Source organism: Kitasatospora sp. NPDC089797, assembly GCF_040684795.1.
Classification (GTDB): domain Bacteria; phylum Actinomycetota; class Actinomycetes; order Streptomycetales; family Streptomycetaceae; genus Kitasatospora.
In genome coordinates this window covers 151,912-171,324 of record NZ_JBFBGS010000016.1, presented here as the reverse complement: position 1 = coordinate 171,324, position 19,413 = coordinate 151,912, and the positions used below count along the sequence as shown (strand labels likewise).

General features: G+C 73.3%; 14 protein-coding genes. 10 read left to right on the top strand and 4 right to left on the bottom strand.

Annotated features, from left to right (window positions below; all coding sequences use genetic code 11):
• Nucleotides 1-93: 93 nt before the first annotated feature.
• From AB0O91_RS15405 to AB0O91_RS15390, 4 genes are all read right to left on the bottom strand, one after another.
• Entirely contained in the window at nt 94-2,535 is a 2,442-nt protein-coding gene (locus tag AB0O91_RS15405) for a DUF3488 and transglutaminase-like domain-containing protein (RefSeq protein WP_363432381.1), read from the bottom strand.
• Nucleotides 2,532-3,854, bottom strand: coding sequence for a DUF58 domain-containing protein (locus AB0O91_RS15400; RefSeq protein WP_363432378.1), 1,323 nt, complete (start codon nt 3,852-3,854; stop codon nt 2,532-2,534). The genes AB0O91_RS15405 and AB0O91_RS15400 overlap by 4 nt, the downstream gene beginning before the upstream one ends.
• Nucleotide 3,855: 1 nt before the next feature.
• Nucleotides 3,856-4,800 carry a MoxR family ATPase gene (locus tag AB0O91_RS15395; protein WP_363432410.1) on the bottom strand — a complete coding sequence of 315 codons (945 nt, stop codon included), beginning with the start codon at nt 4,798-4,800 and terminating at the stop codon, nt 3,856-3,858.
• Between the two features lie 332 nt (nt 4,801-5,132).
• Complete coding sequence (locus AB0O91_RS15390) at nt 5,133-5,675, bottom strand: carbonic anhydrase (protein ID WP_363432375.1); 543 nt, start codon at nt 5,673-5,675, stop codon at nt 5,133-5,135.
• 535 nt (nt 5,676-6,210) lie between these two features.
• On the opposite strand from AB0O91_RS15390, the gene rsmH reads away from it, so the two are divergent.
• The 10 genes from rsmH (at nt 6,211) to AB0O91_RS15340 (ending at nt 19,069) form a co-directional block, all read left to right on the top strand.
• Entirely contained in the window at nt 6,211-7,185 is a 975-nt protein-coding gene (gene rsmH / locus AB0O91_RS15385; protein ID WP_363432372.1) for a 16S rRNA (cytosine(1402)-N(4))-methyltransferase RsmH, read from the top strand.
• A 132-nt stretch (nt 7,186-7,317) separates the two neighbouring features.
• On the top strand, nt 7,318-7,860 hold the full coding sequence (locus AB0O91_RS15380) for a cell division protein FtsL (RefSeq protein WP_363432370.1): 543 nt from the start codon (nt 7,318-7,320) through the stop codon (nt 7,858-7,860).
• Nucleotides 7,857-10,124 carry a penicillin-binding transpeptidase domain-containing protein gene (locus AB0O91_RS15375; RefSeq protein WP_363432367.1) on the top strand — a complete coding sequence of 756 codons (2,268 nt, stop codon included), beginning with the start codon at nt 7,857-7,859 and terminating at the stop codon, nt 10,122-10,124. The genes AB0O91_RS15380 and AB0O91_RS15375 overlap by 4 nt, the downstream gene beginning before the upstream one ends.
• Before the next feature lie 93 nt (nt 10,125-10,217).
• Nucleotides 10,218-11,783 (top strand): UDP-N-acetylmuramoyl-L-alanyl-D-glutamate--2,6-diaminopimelate ligase, encoded by a 1,566-nt coding sequence (locus AB0O91_RS15370; RefSeq protein ID WP_363432365.1) that lies wholly within the window; start codon nt 10,218-10,220, stop codon nt 11,781-11,783.
• Entirely contained in the window at nt 11,780-13,183 is a 1,404-nt protein-coding gene (gene murF / locus AB0O91_RS15365) for a UDP-N-acetylmuramoyl-tripeptide--D-alanyl-D-alanine ligase (RefSeq protein WP_363432362.1), read from the top strand. Before AB0O91_RS15370 ends, murF begins: the two co-directional genes overlap by 4 nt.
• On the top strand, nt 13,183-14,244 hold the full coding sequence (gene mraY / locus AB0O91_RS15360) for a phospho-N-acetylmuramoyl-pentapeptide-transferase (RefSeq protein ID WP_363432407.1): 1,062 nt from the start codon (nt 13,183-13,185) through the stop codon (nt 14,242-14,244). Before murF ends, mraY begins: the two co-directional genes overlap by 1 nt.
• A complete protein-coding gene (gene murD / locus AB0O91_RS15355) occupies nt 14,241-15,680 on the top strand; it encodes a UDP-N-acetylmuramoyl-L-alanine--D-glutamate ligase (RefSeq protein ID WP_363432359.1) in 1,440 nt (479 codons plus the stop codon). The genes mraY and murD overlap by 4 nt, the downstream gene beginning before the upstream one ends.
• 244 nt (nt 15,681-15,924) lie before the next feature.
• The gene (ftsW, locus tag AB0O91_RS15350) at nt 15,925-17,190 is read left to right on the top strand and encodes a putative lipid II flippase FtsW (RefSeq protein ID WP_363432404.1); all 1,266 of its coding nucleotides are present in this window, start codon (nt 15,925-15,927) and stop codon (nt 17,188-17,190) included.
• Nucleotides 17,191-17,196: 6 nt separating this feature from the next.
• Nucleotides 17,197-18,303, top strand: a complete 1,107-nt coding sequence (gene murG / locus AB0O91_RS15345; RefSeq protein WP_363432357.1) for an undecaprenyldiphospho-muramoylpentapeptide beta-N-acetylglucosaminyltransferase — start codon at nt 17,197-17,199, stop codon at nt 18,301-18,303.
• On the top strand, nt 18,296-19,069 hold the full coding sequence (locus tag AB0O91_RS15340) for an FtsQ-type POTRA domain-containing protein (protein WP_363432355.1): 774 nt from the start codon (nt 18,296-18,298) through the stop codon (nt 19,067-19,069). Before murG ends, AB0O91_RS15340 begins: the two co-directional genes overlap by 8 nt.
• Nucleotides 19,070-19,413: the final 344 nt, after the last annotated feature.

The following is a 19,413-nucleotide window of genomic DNA, read 5'->3' as shown; positions in this document are numbered from 1 at the left end:
CGGGGCCGGGCGCGGGGGGGGCCCGCCTCCCGCCGGCCCGCCCCGGCTCCCGTGTGTCGGGCCCCCGGCCGGAGTCCGGCCGGGGGTTCCGCGTCAGGACTCCGGCGTGGACTTCCTCCGCCGGGTGAGCGCCCGCCGCACCGGGCCGGTGACCGTCTCGGAGACCCGGCGGGCTCCGGTGCCGACCGCCGTCCGGGCCGCCGCCACCGCCTCGGAGATCCGCCACCACAGCTGGGCCGAGGACGGCGGCAGCAGCAGGGCCCGCAGCCGTCCGGCCCGGCCGGCGCCGGCCCACAGCGCCCGCCGGGCGGTGCGCACGTCGGCGGCCAGCGGGGCCGTGGTGAGCTGCCCGGGCGGGGCGTAGAGCACCCGTTCGGTGGCCAGCGCCAGCCGTCCGGCGGCGGCCGCCGCATCCGCGTCCAGTGCGGCCGTCTCGGTGATCCGCCGGGCGGCCGAACGCGGGGTGCGTGACTCGTCCGGGGGAATTCCGACGTCCCAGGCGGAGTCGACCAGCTCGTCCCAGGCGGCCAGTACCTGGGCGTCGGTGAGCTCCGTCGGACCGTCCCCGCCGGGCCGGCGCCGGCCTCCGCCACCGAGCCGGCGACGGCGCACGGCGGTGCGCCAGAACATCGGTACGAGCAGCAGGGCGATCAGCGCCACCACCACGGCCAGGGTGCCGAGCACCTGCCCGGAGAGCAGCCAGGACTCGTCGGCGGCCTGGCTGACGACCTTGCCCTTGGGACCGCAGTCGCCCAGTTGGCGCTGCTTGGCGGTGCAGTCGGAGCTGTTGGTCGGCGCCGGGACGACGGCCGCGCTGGTGGCCGCGGCGCTCGGCAGCTGGGTGGGCGCCGTGGTCGGGACGCTGGAGGCCTCGGGGTACTGGGCCGCCACGCCCCGGCTCGGGGTCGGCTCGAAGCGCATCCAGCCGTAGCCGGAGAAGTACAGCTCGGGCCAGGCGTGGTACATCCGGCCGGTCACCGAGTAGGTGCCGTCGGGCTTGGCGTCACCGGGGGTGAAGCCGACCGCGACCCGGGCAGGGATCTTCAGCACCCGGGCCATCGCCGCCATGGTCGAGGCGAAGTGGACGCAGAAGCCCCGGCGGTCCTTCAGGAAGACGGCGATCGCGTTGCTGCCGGTGCCGCCCTGCACCGAGGTGTCGTAGGTGAACTGCGAGCTGGTGAACCAGTTCACCAGCGCCGTCGCCCGGTCGTAGTCGTTGCGCGCGCCGGCGGTGATCTGCCGGGCCTGCTCGGACACCACCGACGGCAGGTCGGAGGGGAGGGCGGTGTAGTGCTCCCGGATGTCCTGCGGGGCGGCCGCCGCGCCGCGCAGCTCCGCGGCGGTGGGCCGCAGGTCCAGCGAGGTGACCTGGTAGTGCAGGCCGCTGATCGTCTTGTCGCCGACCGGCAGCACGGTGCGGGTCAGCGGGTCGAGCTTCCACTGGTCACGGTCGGGGAGCCGGACGGAGGCGGCCGGGTAGGGCATCGGCAGCCAGCTGTTCTCCAGCTTGTCGCTGACCTCGAAATCTCCCTCGATCCGGGGGACGTCGGTGACCCGCAGCCCCTCGGGGGCGGGCAGGACGGCCGGGAGCGGGGCGACCACCGGGCTGCCGAGCTTCCAGTTGGTGCCGTCGAACTGGTCCAGCGAGCCGGTGCGCAAGTAGGTCTGGTCGGCCAGGCCGCTGCCCAGGGTGTAGGTGAGCAGCACCGTGTCGGTCGGCTTGCTGAGCGCGGCCTCCAGGCTGACCAGCGGGTCGAGACTGGTGGTCACGCTCCCGTGGGCGCCCTTGCCGGAGCCCCCGCCGGGGCCGGAGGAGTCCAGCAGCCCGAAGTCCCAGCGCGGCAGGAAGACCGGCAGCAGCATCGCCAGGGCCAGCGCCAGCACGCCGACCTGCCGGCCGCCCGGGTTGACCTGGGTGGAGGTCACCGTGCCGCGCGCACTGCCGCGGAAGACCCGGCCCCAGCGGGAGACCCGGTCCTGGCCCTCGGCGAACAACAGCGCCAGGTAGCCGGCCGCGGCGAAGCAGAACCAGACCCAGCTGCCGTGCTCCCCGGCCAGGCCGTTGCCGATCGAGTAGAGCGCCAGCAGCGGCAGGCCGGCCAGCGCCGCGCGCCGGTAGGTCACCGCGACGGCGTCCACCAGGACGGCGATCAGGCCGATCGCGGAGACCAGGATCAGCCGCAGGCCGGGGGTCGGCGGTGCGGGGATCGCGTACTGCTGGATGTCGTCGAGGCCGGAGGAGAACACCCGCTCCAGCACCCGCAGCGTGGACGGCCCGGGCAGCACGCCGCCGATCATCCCGGAGCCGGCGAAGCCGATCAGGATCAGCAGGAACAGCACCAGCAGCTGGACCACCGGCACCGACCAGCGGAACAGCGGGGAGCGGCGCAGGCCGGCGCCGACCGCCGAGACCACCGCGACCATCAGGGCGGCGTGGGTGAGCCAGCCGCGGGTGGTCAGCAGCGGCATCATGCACAGCGCGGCGAGGGTGGTGGCCAGCGCCGAGTAGGCGGTCAGTTTGGCCCGGGTGGTCACGCGCCGGTCTCTTCTCGGTAGGGGGCGGTGGTCTTGGCGCCGTCGGCGGCCCGCCACAGGTCCGGCACGGAGTCGCCGGCCCGGACCGGCAGGACCGTCCAGCCGGCCCCGCGCAGTTCCCGGACCCGCTCGCGGAAGACGTCGCCGCCGGTGTGGGGGGCGAGCATCCGCAGGCCGGTCCAGGTGCCGGTGTCGAGCAGGAAGACCACGGCCCCGCCGGTACGGGTGCGCAGCCGGGCCAACCGGGCGGTCTGCGCCTCGTCGAGGTCGCCGAGGACGGCGACCAGCAGGCCCTCGCCGCCGGCCCGCAGCGGCTCCTCGGCGCGGGAGAGGCCGGCGCCGTCGGACAGCTCGGCGACCGCGAGGGCGTCCAGGATCAGCCCGGAGGTGTCGGCGGCGAGGTTGTGGCCGCCGCCGCCGGGGCCGGGCACCGACTGCCCGGTGTCGGTGAGCAGCCGGGTCTGGTAGCCGCGCTCCAGCAGGTGCACGGCGACCGAGGCGGCGCAGCTGACCGCCCATTCGAAGGAGGAGGCGGGGCCGCTGCCGCGGTGGCCCGCCTCGCGGGTGTCCAGCAGGACGGTGGCGCGGGCCTTCTGCGGCTGCTCCTCGCGGCGCACCATCAGCTCGCCGTACCGGGCGGTGGAGCGCCAGTGCACCCGGCGCAGGTCGTCACCGGGCCGGTACTCGCGCAGGATCACGTCGTCGTCGCCGGCCAGGGACAGCGTGCGGGCGTGGCTCTCGCCCTGGCCGACCCACTCGCCGCTGAGCCGCACCTGCGGCAGCGGCAGCACCTGCGGGACGACGGTGAGCACGTCGGAGGCGGCGAAGCCGCGGTCGACCTCGCACATCCCGAACGGGTCGGACAGCCGCAGCTGCAGGGGGCCGAGCGGGTAGCGGCCGCGCAGGTCGGAGCGGACCCGGTAGGAGACCTCACGGAAGCCGCGCGGCTCGACCCGGTCCAGCACGAAGCGCGGGCGCGGCCCGAGCACGTACGGGACCTTGTCCTCCAGCAGCAGCAGTCCGGTGGGCACCCGGGAGACGTTGTCCACCCGCAGGTGGACCCGGGCCTCCTGGCCGGCGATCGCCCGGCGCGGGCTGAGCCGGCGTCCGCTGGCCACCCGGTAGCGGGTGTTGGCGACCACCAGGGCGGCCGCCAGCGGCAGCGCGGCGAGCAGCACGCCGACCCGGAGCAGGGCGTCCTGGTCGAGCAGGTAGGAGCAGGCCACCGCGGTCAGACCGGCGGCGAGGAAGGAGCGGCCCCGGGTGGTGAGGCCGCGCAGTCCGGCCCGCAGCCCGCCCGCCGGATCGGATGAGGCCACCTCAGCCCCTCCGGACGGCCGGGCCGCCCTGCGGACGCGGCAGCGGCAGCCGGGCGACCAGGTCGGTCACGATCTGCTCGGAGGTGCGGCGGCCGAGCTGGGTCTCGGCGGTCGGCATCAGGCGGTGGGCCAGCACGGGGACGGCCAGGCGCTGGACGTCGTCCGGGGTGACGTAGTCGCGCCCGTCCAGGGCGGCCGCGGCCCGGGCGGCCCGGACCAGGTGCAGGGTGGCGCGCGGCGAGGCGCCCAGCCGCAGCTCGGGGCTGGTGCGGGTGGCGGCGACCAGGTCGACGGCGTAGCGGCGGACCGGGTCGGCGATGTGCACGGTGCGGACCAGGTCGATCAGCTTGAGGATGTCGGAGGCGTGCGCGACCGGCTGGAGGTCGTCCAGCGGGTTGGCGCCGCCGTGCACGTCGAGCATCGCGAACTCGGCCTCGGGGCTGGGGTAGCCGATCGAGATCCGGGCCATGAAGCGGTCCCGCTGGGCCTCCGGGAGGGGGTAGGTGCCCTCCATCTCGACCGGGTTCTGGGTGGCCACGACCATGAACGGCGAGGGCAGCTCGTAGCTGGTGCCGTCGATGGTGACCTGACGCTCCTCCATGGACTCCAGCAGCGCGGACTGGGTCTTGGGCGAGGCGCGGTTGATCTCGTCGCCGACCACGATCTGGGCGAAGATCGCGCCGGGGCGGAACTCGAAGTCGTGCCGCTGCTGGTCGTAGATGTTGGTGCCGGTGACGTCCGAGGGCAGCAGGTCCGGGGTGAACTGGATGCGGCGCACGGTGCAGTCGACGGACTTGGCGAGCGCCTTGGCCAGCATGGTCTTGCCGACGCCGGGCACGTCCTCCAGCAGCAGATGGCCCTCGGCGAGCAGGACGGTCAGGGCGATCCGGACGGCCTCCGGCTTGCCCTCGATGACGCTCTCGATGTTGCCGCGGACCCGGTCCACGACCGCGGCGAGCTCCGGGAGCCCGACCGGACGGTACCCGTTCGCCCTCTGCTCGCCCCCCGCAGGACTGCCGAGACCGGCCTGGTCGTTGTAGCTCGTCACCCGTTTACGCTCCCTGGCACACCGTGCCCGCCTCACCCGAGGCCGGACCCCACCCCATGCTTGACGCGGCCGTCCCGGGGGCGGTTCCGAAGGAGGAGCCGGCGCCGGGGAGGCGGCCTGCGGCCCGGCCGCCCCAGGTGGTTCGGGGTCCGACCGGCAGGCGCATTCTCCCCCGTTCGGCGGCCAGAAGTCACCATTCGGCGGTCCCCGAATGCCCGGGCGGGCTCCTGTTACGCGATCTCGCGCAGCAGTCCGGTGTGGACGTCGAAGACGAAGCCGCGGACGTCGTCGGTGTGCGGAAGGAACGGGGAGGTGCGGACCCGTTGCATGGACTGGCGGACGTCGCCGTCCAGGTCGACGAAGGCCTCCACCGCCCACTGCGGGCGCTGGCCGACCTCCAGCTCCAGCTCGCGGCGGAAGTCCTCGGTGAGTCCGAGCAGGCCGCAGCCGGTGTGGTGGATCAGGGCGATCGAGCGGGTGCCGAGGGCGCGCTGGCTGATCGTCAGGGAGCGGATGGTGTCGTCGGTGACGACGCCGCCGGCGTTGCGGATGACGTGGGCGTCGCCCAGGTCGAGGCCGAGCGCCGCGAACAGGTCGAGGCGGGCGTCCATGCAGGCCACCACGGCGATCCTCTGGACGGGACGGGCGTCCATGCCGCCGTCCCGGAAGGTCACCGCGTACGCGCGGTTGGCCGTGACGAAGCGGTCGATGATGGTGGGTCCGGCGGGGGCGGCAGCGGCGTTCGGCGTGGGCCGGTCGGGGGTCACTGTCATGGGGGCGACGTTAGTGCGGACCGGGGCCGCGCGGTGGGGCGGAGAGCTACAGAACGTGCCCCCGCGAGCCAGCGCATAGCGACAACGGGAGGGTCCGTCCGGGCTGCTCCCGGAGGGATTCCGGGCCGGTCGTCCGAAGGGGCGCGCGACGGTTCGTCAGGGCTCCCGGTCGGGGCGTCGCCGGGCCGCCCCGACGGTCGCGACCTGCGGTGATCCGTACCGCCGCCCGGGTGGTGCGCCGGAGCGGACCATTGACTGGGAGGGGCCGCGCGATAGAGTTGCGGCGCGTTGGAGCACACCCGCCGGAGCCCGTCAACCGGGCGTTCCCGGCCGTGCGGCCCGGCCGATGCGGCCCGTGGCCTCCACCCGCTCCGTGGTCACCTGGCGCACCTTCCCCGGCGCCGGGCGGTCACGACCTTCCCCTTGAGCGGGCGGGGACCACGGGCCGCGTCGTCGCCTCGGCGGGCGGTGGGCGAGAATGGTCGGAGCTCCCGGTCGTCGGGCTGCTCCGCACCGAGGAAGGGCGCCACCGCGCATGACCACCAACGAACCGGGTCCCAAGCACGTTCCGGTGATGCTGCAGCGGTGCATGGACGCGCTGGCCCCGGCGATCTCCCGCCCCGGTGCCGTGGTGGTCGACGCGACCCTCGGCCTCGGCGGGCACAGCGAGGCGCTGCTGACCCAGTTCCCGGAGGTCCGGCTGGTCGCGGTGGACCGCGACCAGCAGGCGCTGAAGCTGTCCGGCGAGCGGCTGGCCCCCTTCGGCGACCGGGCGACCCTGGTGCACGCGGTGTACGACGAGATCCCCGAGGTGCTGGAGCGGCTGGGAATCGACCGGGTGGACGGCGTCCTGTTCGACCTCGGCGTCTCCTCGATGCAGCTGGACGAGGCCGACCGCGGCTTCGCCTACGCCCAGGACGCGCCGCTGGACATGCGGATGGACCAGACCCGGGGGATCAGCGCGGCGGAGGTGCTGAACACCTACGGCCACGGCGACCTGGCCCGGATCCTCAAGGTGTACGGCGAGGAGCGGTTCGCCGGGAAGATCGCCTCGGTCATCCTGCGGGAGCGGGAGAAGGAACCGTTCACCAACAGCGCGCGTCTGGTCGAGTTGGTGCGCAACGCCATCCCGGCCGCGACCCGCCGGACCGGCGGGAACCCGGCCAAGCGGACGTTCCAGGCGCTGCGGATCGAGGTCAACGGCGAGCTGGAGGTCCTGGACCGGGCGATCCCGGGGGCGCTGGACGTCCTCGCGCTCGGCGGCCGGATGGTCGTGATGTCGTACCAGTCGCTGGAGGACCGGCTGGTGAAGCAGTACTTCGCCGCCGGGGCGACCAGCACCGCCCCGCCGGGGCTCCCGTTCATCCCGGAGGAGCACCAGCCCTGGCTCAAACTGATCACCCGCGGTGCCGAGCTGGCCACCGAGCAGGAGATCGAGGAGAACCGGCGCGCCGCGCCCGTACGGCTGCGGGTGGCGGAGAGGATCAGGGACCGAAGCAAGCGGGGCTGATGAACGGCTCCGGCGGGGTCCGAAGGGCGGAGGAGAGCGGTGGGGCCGGTGGCCGGTGAGGTCCGGGCGGGGCGGGGAGGACTCCCCGGACAGGGCAGGGCGCGGATCACGGTCCGGCCGGGGCGTCGCCCCGTGCGGGGGCGCACGCCGTTCGCGGTGCTCGTGGTGGTGCTGCTGGCGGCGGGGCTGCTCGGGCTGCTGGCGCTGAACACGGCGCTCAACGAGGGCTCCTTCGAGCTGTCCCGGTTGCAGCGGCAGACCACCAAGGCGACCGACGAGCAGCAGAGTCTCCAGCACGAGATCGACCAGAGCTCGGCCCCGGACGCGCTGGCCCGGCGGGCCGCCGAGCTGGGCATGGTCCCGGCCGGCGGGATGGCCTTCCTGGACGTGCCGAACGGCGGCAAGGTGATCGGTACGCCCGGCCCGGCGAAGGACAGCCCACCGGTGAAGAAGTCGACCGTCGAGCCGTGGCCGATGAAGGCCGCACCCGGCACCCAGGCCCCGGCCCAGCCGAGTGCCGCGCCGAGCGCTTCGCCGAGCGCGCCGCCCCCGGCCCAGCCGACCGGCCAGGCGCCCGCGCCGCCGCCGACCCCGGCCGCCTCGGCCGGTGACTCGGTGATCCAGCTCAACCCGGTGACGACCGCGCCGGCCCAGCACGGGGGTGGTACCCGATGACGACGCCTCGTCAGCCGTCCGGCTCCGGTTCCGGGGCCGGCCGCCGCCAGCCGCCGCGTGCCGGTGCGGCCCGGCCCGTCGCCGGGCGCGGCCAGCCCGCGAAGGGGCAGCCGGCCAAGGGCCAGGCCGCCCGCGGCCAGGCCGCCAAGGCCCAGCCGTCGAAGGCCCAGCCCACGAAGGGTCAGCCCGCCCGGGGCCAGGCCGCGAAGGCCCAGCCGGCGCGCGGCCAGTCGGCCAAGGCCCAGCCCGCCAAGTCCGCCTCGGTCGGCCGCGCCCCGCGCGCCCCGCAGCAGCGCCGCCCGGAGGGCCGTCCGCCGGCCCGCAGCCAGGCGGCGGTGCGGCCGCGCCCGAAGTCCCGGCTGCCGCAGCGGCCCAAGGCGCTGCGGCTGGCCGAGCCGAAGCGCCGGCTGCGGGTGATCGGGGTGGTGCTGTCGCTGGTGTTCTCGGTCTTCGCCGGCCGCCTGGTGCAGCTCCAGCTGGTGGACGCCGACGCGCTGGCCGCCGACGCCAACACCAATCGCTACCTGAACATCCCGATCACCGCCGAGCGCGGCTCGATAACGTCCTCCGACGGGGTCGCGCTGGCGGCCACCGTGGACGCGTACGACATCACCGCCGACCCGGCGATGTTCACCCCCGAGGCGACCGGCATCCCGGACGCGCCGGAGCAGGCGGCCGCGCTGCTGTCGCCGGTCCTCGGCGTCTCCAAGGAGAAGCTCGCCGCCGACCTGCACACCCCCAAGACCCGGTACAAGCGGCTCGCCGCGCAGCAGACCCCGGCCGCCAAGAACCAGATCAGCGACCTCAAGGCGGGCCTGGAGAAGCAGTCCGGCTCGCGTGCCTGCCAGGCCCAGAAGAAGCTGCTCGGCAAGCCCGCCGACCAGGGCGGGCGCACCCGGGTCGACAACGAGTGCGCCAATCCGCTGGCCGGGGTGTTCAACCGGGAGACCCAGAAGCGGATCTACCCGGCCGAAGGACTGGCCGCCAACCTGGTCGGCTTCGTCAACGGCGAGGGCGAGGGCGCCGGCGGGCTGGAGCTGCAGTACCAGAAGCAGCTGGCCGGCAAGGACGGCCGCAGCAGCTACGCCCAGGCGGGCGGCCGGCTGGTGCCCACCGCCGGGGGCTCGATGGACCCGGCCGTGCCGGGCAGCGACATCAAGCTGACCATCAACCGGGACATCCAGTGGGCCGCCCAGCGGGCGATCACCGACCAGGTGGCCAACTCCGGGGCGGAGAAGGGCTACGTCGTCGTCCAGGACGTGAAGACCGGCCAGGTCATCGCGATGGCCACCGCGCCGGGCTTCAACCCGAACGACCTGAGCCTGGCCAAGCAGTCCCAGATGGGCAACGCGGCCCTGGTGGACGCCTACGAGCCGGGCAGCACCGCCAAGCTGATGTCCCTCGCCGCCGTGCTGGACACCGGCAAGGCCAACTGGGACACCAAGGTGACGGTGCCCTACCCGCTGGTCCGGGCCGGGCAGCAGTTCAAGGACGACGTCGAGCACGGCACCTGGTACCTGACCCTGGCCGGGGTGCTCGCCAAGTCCTCGAACATCGGCACCATCGAGGCCGTCGAGACCCTCGGGGACGGCGACCAGCTGAAGGCCAACCAGATCCTGGACGGCTACCTGCGCAAGTTCGGGGTGGCCAAGCCGACCGGTCTGAACTTCCCGGGGGAGACGCCCGGAATGCTCAAGAAGCCGGAGGACCTGGTCGCCTCGGAGAAGTACAACATCGCCTTCGGCCAGGGCCCGATGCAGGTCAACGCGCTGCAGGCGACCTCGGTGTACTCGACCATCGCCAACGGCGGGGTGCGGGTCGCGCCCAGCATCGTCCAGGGCATCACCGGTTCGGACGGCAAGTACGTCCCGACCGCGCCCGGCGAGCAGACCCGGGTGGTCAGCGAGCAGACCGCCAAGACCCTCACCTCGATGCTGGAGTCGGTCGTCGACGACGAGCAGGGCACCGGCGGCAACGCCGCCATCCCCGGCTACCGGGTCGCAGGCAAGACCGGTACCGCCAACCGGGGGGCGGCGGACGGCAAGGGCTACGACGGCTACACCGCCTCCTTCATCGGCTTCGCGCCCGCCGACGCCCCCCGCTACACCGTCTCCTGCACCCTGCAAGGCCCGGTCAACGGCCACTTCGGCGGCCAGCTGTGCGGCCCGGTGTTCAAGCAGGTGATGGAGTTCACCCTGAAGACCATGCAGGTCCCGCCGAGCGGAAGCCAGGCGCCCAACCTGCCCGTCGAGTGGAAGCCGTGAACGAGGATGAGCAACCAACGGACCGCTCCGGACGGCGGCGCGGCGAAGGGCCGGTTTGGCCCTGGGCACCCTTCGGCGGATAGCCTTCCCGCCGTGCCGAAACCCGATCAAACCACCGTGAGTCCGCCCCGCCCGACCGGGACCGCCGCCCTGCCGCTCGCCGAGCTGGCCGCCCGGCTGGGCCTGCCGCCCGTCGAGGGGGGCGCCGTCACCGGCGTCACCCACGACTCCCGCGCGGTGCGCCCGGGCGACGTGTACGTGGCCTTCCCGGGCGCCAACCACCACGGCGCGGCCTTCGCCGCCAAGGCCGCGGAGGCCGGCGCGGTGGCCGTGCTGACCGACCCGGCGGGCGCCGAACTGGCCGCCCCCACCGGACTGCCGCTGCTGGTGGTGGACCGGCCGCGGGCCCGGATGGGCGAGCTGGCCGCGATCGTCTACGGCAACCCGTCCGAGCGGCTGCTGATGATCGGGCTGACCGGTACCAACGGCAAGACCACCACCTCGTACCTGGTCGAGGGCGGCCTGCGCGGCGCCGGGCGCAGCCCGGGCGTGATCGGCACCGTCGAGATGCGGGTCGGGACGGAGCGGATCAAGAGCGAGCGCACCACCCCCGAGGCCACCGACCTGCACGCGATCCTCGGCGTGATGGCCGAGCGCGGCGCGGACGCGGTGACCATGGAGGTCTCCAGCCACGCCCTGGTCTTCGGCCGCACCGACGGGGTGGCGTACGACGTCGCGCTGTTCAACAACCTCACCCCCGAGCACCTCGACTTCCACCCGGACATGGAGGACTACTTCCAGGCGAAGGCCCGGCTGTTCGAGCCCGGGAAGTCCCGCCACGGGGTGGTCAACCTGGACGACGAGTACGGCCGCCGGCTCGCTGCCGAGGCCAAGATCCCGGTGACCACCTTCTCCGCGACCGGTGCCGCCGGGGCGGACTGGCGGGCCGTGGACGTCGAGTTGGGCCCGACCGGTTCCACCTTCCGGGTGGTCGGCCCGGACGGCGCCGGGGCCGAGGCGTCCGTCCCGCTGCCCGGCCCGTTCAACGTCGCCAACGCGATGGCCGCGATCACCGTGCTGGTCTCCGCCGGGCTGCCGCTGGAGCGGGCGGTGGCCGGGATCGCCGCCGTCGCCGGCGTGCCGGGCCGGCTGGAGCGGGTGGACGCCGGACAGCCGTTCGTCGCGGTGGTGGACTACGCGCACAAGCCGGACGCCCTCCAGGCCGTCCTGGCCTCGCTGCGCGAGGTCACCGAGGGCCGGCTGCACGTCGTGGTCGGCTGCGGCGGCGACCGCGACCCGCACAAGCGCGGACCGATGGGCGCCATCGCCGCCCGGCTCGCCGACACCGCCCTGCTGACCAGTGACAACCCGCGCAGCGAGGACCCGCTGGCGATCCTCGCCAGCATGCTGGCCGGCGCCGCCGCGGTGCCCGAGGCCGAGCGCGGTGACGTCCTGGTCGTTCCCGACCGGGCCGAGGCGGTCCAGCTCGCGGTCGCCCGCGCCGGAGCGGGGGACACCGTGCTGGTGGCCGGCAAGGGCCACGAGCTCGGCCAGTACGTACGAGACGAGATCCGCCCCTTCGACGACCGGGAGGTGCTGCGCGAATCGATCGCGCGGACCCCGGCCGGCCGGGGCGACCGAGGAGTAGAGCAGCAGTGATCGCACTGACCCTCGCCGAGGTGGCCGCAGCCGTCGGAGGCACTCTGGACGGCGCCGACCCGGACACCCTGGTCACCGGCCCGGTCGAGGTCGACTCGCGGAAGGTGACCCCCGGCGGCCTGTTCGCGGCCTTCGTCGGCGAGCGCGTGGACGGCCACGACTACGCGGTCGTCGCGGTCGAGGCCGGCGCCGTCGCGGTGCTGGCCTCCCGCCCGGTCGGTGTCCCCGCCGTCCTGGTCGACAGTGTGGTGGAGGCGCTCGGCCGGCTGGCCCGGACCGTGGTCGCCCGTGCCGAAGGCACCACGGTGGTCGCGCTGACCGGCTCGGCCGGCAAGACCAGCACCAAGGACCTGATCGCCCAGCTGCTCCAGCGCCACGGCGAGACCGTCTACCCGCCGGGCTCGCTCAACAACGAGATCGGCCACCCGATGACCGCGCTGCGGGTCGAGGACGGCACCCGGCACCTGGTGATGGAGATGGGCGCCCGGCACAAGGGCGACATCGAGTACCTCACCTCGATCACCCCGCCGCGGATCGGCCTGGTGCTCAACGTCGGCACCGCCCACGTCGGCGAGTTCGGCTCCCAGGAGGCGATCGCCGAGGCCAAGGGCGAGCTGGTCGAGGCGCTGCCCGCCGAGGGCGCCGCGATCCTGAACGCGGACGACCGGCTGGTGCGCGCGATGGCCTCCCGGACCAAGGCGAAGGTGGTCCTCTTCGGGGAGTCGCCGGACGCCGACGTCCGGGCGACCGACGTTCGCCTGGACGCCACCGGACGGCCATCGTTCACGCTCACCACCCCGGCCGGTTCCGCGCCCGTGCAGCTGCGCCTGTACGGTGAGCACCACGTCTCGAACGCCCTCGCCGCCGCCGCGGTGGCGACGGAGCTCGGGATGACCGTCGACGACACCGCGGCAGCCCTGGGCGAGGCGGGTGCGCTGTCCCGCTGGCGCATGGAGGTCGTCGACCGGGCCGATGGTGTCACCGTCGTCAACGACGCCTACAACGCGAACCCCGACTCGATGCGGGCCGCGCTGCGGGCGCTGGTCTCGATGGGCGGCCGGGGCCCGGAGCGCCGCCGCACCTGGGCGGTGCTCGGCGAGATGCGGGAGCTCGGCGAGGACAGTCTGGCCGAGCACGACGCCATCGGGCGGCTCGCCGTCCGGCTGGACGTCACCAAGCTGGTGGCGGTCGGCGGACGCGAGGCGGCCTGCATGGAACTCGGCGCGAGGAACGAAGGTTCGTGGGGTGAGGAGTCGGTGCTGGTGTCCGACGCGGACGCGGCGGTCGAGCTGCTGCGCAGTCAGCTGCGGCCGGGGGATGTGGTCCTGGTGAAGGCGTCCCGTTCGGTGGGGCTGGAGAAGGTGGCCGAGGCCCTCCTCGCGGACGGTGCTGCCCGATGATGAAGCAGATCCTCTTCTCCGGGATGATCGGCCTGATCCTCTCGCTGGTCGGTACGCCCGCGCTGATCAAGCTGCTGGCCCGTCAGGGCTACGGCCAGTACATCCGCGACGACGGTCCCAAGGCGCACCACAGCAAGAAGGGCACGCCCACCATGGGCGGCATCGCCTTCATCCTGGCGACCCTGATCGCGTACTTCGGGACCAAGGCGATAACGGGCGAGAGCCCGACCGCCTCCGGGCTGCTGGTGCTCTTCCTGACCACGGGCCTCGGCCTGGTCGGCTTCCTGGACGACTACATCAAGGTCGTCAAGCGCCGCTCGCTGGGTCTGCGGGCCAAGGCGAAGCTGGCCGGGCAGTCGATCGTCGGTCTGGCGTTCGCCGTCCTGGCCCTGCAGTTCCACGACGACCGCGGCCTCAGCCCGGCCTCCGAGAAGCTGTCCTTCGTCCGCGACTTCCAGTGGTCGATCGGCCCGGTGCTGTTCGTCATCTTCGCGTACTTCCTGATCGCGGCCGCCTCCAACGGGGTGAACCTGACGGACGGTCTGGACGGCCTGGCCACCGGTGCCTCGGTGATGGCCTTCGGCGCCTACACCTTCATCGGCGTCTGGGAGTACGGGCAGAGCTGCGCCTACTCCATCTCCGCCACCAGTGCCTGCTACGACGTCCGCGACCCGCTGGACCTCGCGGTGGTGGCCGCCGCCCTGATGGGCTCGTGCTTCGGCTTCCTGTGGTGGAACACCTCGCCCGCCAAGATCTTCATGGGTGACACCGGCTCGCTCGCCCTCGGCGGCGCCCTGGCCGGTCTGGCGATCTGCTCCCGCACCGAGCTGCTGCTGATCCTGCTCGGCGGCCTCTTCGTGATCATCACCCTCTCGGTGATCATCCAGGTCGGCTCCTTCCGGATGACCGGCAAGCGCGTCTTCAAGATGGCGCCGCTGCAGCACCACTTCGAACTCAAGGGCTGGAGCGAGGTCCTGGTCGTGGTCCGCTTCTGGATCATCCAGGGTCTCTGCGTGGCCGTCGGCCTCGGCCTCTTCTACGCGGGATACCGGACCGGATGACGAACCCTGACTTCTCGAACCTGCCCGTGGTGGTCGCCGGCCTCGGCGTCTCGGGCATCAGCGCCGCGCGCGTCCTGAACGGGCTCGGCGCGAGCGTCACCGTGGTCGACGGCGGCAGCGGCGAGGGCCTCAAGGCCCGCGCCGCCGAGCTGGCGGCGCTCGGCATCGCGGTCCGCCTGGGCGACGGCGCGAGCCTGCCCGAGGGCACCGCACTGATCGTCACCTCGCCCGGCTGGGCGCCGGACAGCCCGCTGTTCGCCGCCGCCGAGGCGGCCGGCGTCCCGGTCTGGGGCGACGTCGAGCTGGCCTGGCGGCTGCGCGAGCCGCTGCCGGCCACCGGCGAGCCCGCCCCCTGGCTGGCCGTCACCGGCACCAACGGCAAGACCACCACCGTCCAGATGCTCGCCTCGATCCTCACCGCGGCCGGCAAGCGCACCGCCGCCGTCGGCAACGTCGGGGTCTCGGTGCTGGACGCGGTGCTCGCCGAGGAGCCGTACGACGTGCTCGCCGTCGAGCTCTCCAGCTACCAGCTGCACTGGGCGCCCTCGCTGCGCCCGTACTCGGCCGCGGTGCTCAACCTGGCGCCCGACCACCTCGACTGGCACGGCTCGATGGAGGCGTACGCCGCCGACAAGGGCCGGATCTACGAGGGCAACGTGGTGGCCTGCGTGTACAACCTGGCCGACCCGGCCACCGAGGCGCTGGTCATGGAGGCCGACGTCGAGGAGGGCTGCCGGGCGATCGGCTTCGGCCTCGGCGCCCCCGGCCCGTCGAACTTCGGCGTCGTGGACGGCCTGCTGGTGGACCGCGCCTTCGTCGCGGACCGGGCCAAGAACGCGGCCGAACTGGGCTCCGTCGAGGACGTCAACCCGCCGGCCCCGCACAACATCGCCAACGCGCTCGCCGCGGCGGCGCTGGCGCGGGCGTACGGGGTCGAGCCGAAGGCCGTCCGGGAGGGCCTGCGGGCCTTCCGCCCGGACGCCCACCGGATCGCCGAGGTCGGTACGGTCCGCGAGGTCACGTACATCGACGACTCCAAGGCCACCAACACCCACGCCGCCGCGGCCTCGCTGGCCGCCTACCGGCCGATCGTCTGGATCGCCGGGGGACTGGCCAAGGGCGCGACCTTCGACGACCTGGTCCAGGGCGCGGCCGAGCGGCTGCGCGCGGTCGTGCTGATCGGCCAGGACCGGGCGCTGATCCGCGAAGCACTGGAGCGACACGCTCCGGATGTGCCGGTGATCGAGGCAGCCGAGGGCCAGACTGGCGCGGTGGCGATGGCGGAGGTCGTTCGAACGGCCGCATCGCTCGCCCGATCGGGTGACACGGTGCTGCTGGCGCCGGCCTGCGCCTCGATGGACATGTTCACCAACTACGGCGAGCGCGGCGACCTGTTCGCGGCGGCGGTCCGGGGCCTGGCGGGCATCGGGGAGTGAGCCGAAGGGCCGCGCCGACGCCGAAAGCGAGGAGCGAGGAGGCCCCGGGGAACGAGGGGCCCCGGAGCGAGGATCGTCGGCGTCGAGTCCGGAGCGGCCCGGAGGCGAACGGGCCGCAGAAGAGGGAGAGCGGGGAGCGGTGGCGGGGCAGGGCAGGGCGGATTCCGGTGCGACCAAGCAGGACGCCGCCGAGCCGTGGCGAGTGATCTCCGCCACCACGACCAAGTACAAGTCGGCCGGCCCGCTGGGACGGTTGCAGGCCTTCCGGGCCCGTATCCGGTACTGGCTGGACCGCCCGCTCACGCCGTACCTGCTGATCGTCGGCACGACCCTGCTGCTGGTCGTGCTCGGTCTGATGATGGTCTTCTCGGCCTCGCAGATCCTGGCGCTGAACCAGCACCACACCGCGCAGTACTACTTCCTCAAGCAGTTGATCGCGGCCATCCTCGGCCTGATCCTGCTGGTCGGCTTCGCCTCCGTCCCGGTGGCGGTGCTGCGGGTGATCGTCTACCCGGTGATGTTCGGGGTGATCGGCGCGCTCGCGCTGGTCGCCGTGCCCGGCATCGGGGTGCGGATCAACGGCAACCAGAACTGGCTGGACTTCGGGTTCTTCCAGTTCCAGCCCTCCGAGTTCGCCAAGCTCGCGCTGGTGCTGTGGGCCGCCGACCTGCTCGCCCGCAAGCAGAAGGCCGGCACCCTGACGACCTGGAAGCACCTGCTGGTGCCGCTGGTGCCGGGCGCCTTGCTGCTGCTCGCGCTGATCATGATCGGCGGTGACATGGGCACCTCGATGATCCTGGTGGCCATGGTGTTCGCGCTGCTCTGGATGGTCGGCGCACCGCTGCGGCTGTTCGTCGCCACCCTCGGGGTGGCGGTGGTGGTCTGCACCGCCCTGGTGATCACCGTCCCGCACCGCGCCGAGCGGCTGGGCTGCATCGGCGTCACCAAGCTCGACCCGGACGGCGCCTGCTTCCAGGCCCTGCACGGCGTGTACTCGTTCGCGCTCGGCGGCGGCTTCGGCACCGGCCTCGGCGCCGGCGTGGAGAAGTGGGGCCAGCTGCCCGAGGCGCACACCGACTTCATCTTCGCCGCGACCGGCGAGGAACTGGGTCTGGTGGGGACGCTGTCGGTGATCGGTCTCTTCGCGGCACTAGGCTACGCGGGTATCCGTGTGGCCATCGGTACGAAGGACCCCTTCGTCAGGTACGCCGCGGGAGCCGCCACCACCTGGATCATGGCGCAGGCCATGATCAACCTGGGGTCGGCGCTGGGACTGCTGCCCATTGCGGGCGTCCCGCTCCCGCTGTTCTCCTACGGCGGTTCCGCCATGCTGTCGGCCATGTCCGCGATCGGGGTGCTGCTGTGCCTGGCACGCAGTTCCTCGGGTGCGAAGGCGGCCCTGGCCGCCCGGAGCAAGAACTCCCGGGTCAGGAAGCGACTGGCCCGGGTGCTGCCACGACGACGAACCACAGCGCGCCCGGTCCCCGGACCGGCACGCAGGGAGCGGTGAATTTCGGTGCATGTCGTACTCGCCGGCGGGGGGACCGCCGGTCACATCGAGCCGGCCATGGCCCTCGCGGACGCACTCCGCAGGCACGACCCGTCCGTCGGGATCACCGCGCTGGGCACCGAGAAGGGGCTGGAGACCCGGCTGGTACCCGAGCGCGGCTACCAGCTGGAGCTCATCCCGGCCGTCCCGCTGCCCCGCAAGCCCACCCCCGAGCTGATCACCGTCCCCGGCCGGCTGCGCGGCACCGTGCGGGCCGCCCAGGAGATCATCGAGCGGGTCAACGCCGATGCCGTGGTCGGCTTCGGCGGCTACGTCGCGATGCCCGCCTACCTGGCCGCCAAGCGGGCCGGGGTGCCGATCGTGGTGCACGAGGCCAACGCCCGCCCGGGCCTGGCCAACAAGATCGGTGCCCGCTACACCGACTTCGTCGCGGTCTCCACCCCCGACAGCAAGCTGCGCGACTCCCGGTACATCGGCATCCCGCTGCGCCGGACCATCGCCACCCTGGACCGGAACGCCACCCGGCCGGAGGCCCGCCACCACTTCGGCCTCGACCAGCGGCTGCCCACCCTGCTGGTCTCCGGCGGCTCCCAGGGCGCGCGCCGGCTCAACGAGACGATCACCGCGATCGCCCCGCGGCTCCAGCAGTACGGCGTGCAGATCCTGCACGCGGTCGGCCCGAAGAACGAGCTGCCGCAGGTCGCCGACGTCCCGGGGATGCCGCCGTACCGCCCGGTGCCGTACATCGACCGGATGGACCTCGCCTACGCCGCCGCCGACCTGATGCTCTGCCGGGCCGGTGCCATGACGGTGGCCGAGCTGGCCGCGGTCGGCCTGCCCGCCGCGTTCGTGCCGCTGCCGATCGGCAACGGCGAGCAGCGGCTGAACGCCCAGCCGATGGTCAAGGCCGGCGGCGGCCTGCTGGTCGACGACGCCGAGCTGACCTCGGACTGGGTGCTCCAGAACGTGCTGCCGGTGCTCACCGACCCCCAGCGGCTGTGGGACATGAGCCGGGCCGCCGCCGAGTTCGGCCGCCGGGACGCGGACGACCTGCTGGTGGGCATGGTGTACGAGGCGATCCAGGCGCACCGGGGTGGTCGCCGACGTGGCTGACGGCCGGCTCGCCGACCCTCTGGACGAGGAGCTGGAGGAGGGGTCCGCTCCCCGCCTCCGGCTCTCCCGGCGGGGCATCGCGGTGCTGAGCGTGCTCGGCGCCGCGGTGCTGGGCGGGCTGGCCTGGGTGGTGTTCTTCTCCTCCCTGCTGGACGTGCGCGACGTCGCCGTCCAGGGGCCGACGGACGACAAGCTGACGTCCGACCAGGTCCGCGAGGCCGTCGGCCGGCTGGCCGACGGCCCGCTGGCCCGGGTCGACCTGGACGGCGTCCGGCACCGGGTGGAGGCGATCCCCCGGGTGGCGAAGGCCGAGGTCTGGCGGGGCTGGCCGCACACCCTGCAGGTGAAGGTGGTGCAGCGGACCGCGGTGGCCGCCGTCAAGGGGGATGACGGTCAGTTCACCCAGGTGGATGCCGCCGGCGTGAGCTTCGCCACCGAGGCGGCCCCGCCGCAGGGCGTGCCGGTGGTGGAACTGCGGCTCGGTCAGCCTGCGAAGGACGTGGACGGGGTGATCTCCCGGGCCCAGTTGGTGCAGGGTGCGGTGACGGTGGCCGCCGGGCTGCCGCCGGAGATCACCAAGCGGGCCGGATCCGTTCTGGTGCACTCGTACGACGACATCGAACTGCAGCTCAGCGGGGGTGCGACGGTGCGGTGGGGGAGCCCGGAGGAGACCGACCGGAAGGCCCGGGTACTGCTCGCGCTGATGAAGCAGAAGGGCACCACCTTCGACGTGACGGCGCCGGAGGCGCCGGCGGTGTCCGGTTGATCCGCTAGATTCATTGCCGGGGGGAGGGGTTGACGCCTCGGAGTGTCGGCCTGACCCTTGGTGGTCACCCCCGGTTTCCATTGCCGGCCGATGATCACATAGGCTCAAAAGAAAAAGGGAAGCTCGGCGTGTTCGTTGAAACGCGTGCCTGGAGCCACCTAGTGTCCTGTGTCACCAGACTGTGTCCATTGGTGATGTGACGGAGACACAGGACTAACCCTAAACGTCAAGTTTAGGGTTGGGGTCGGTGGTCGGCATTTCGGACATTCAGTCAGAAACCAGGCTCCCTACCCATCGACATCCGTCGGTCGGCCCCGTCGGGCCGGGCCGACCCGGAAATTCGA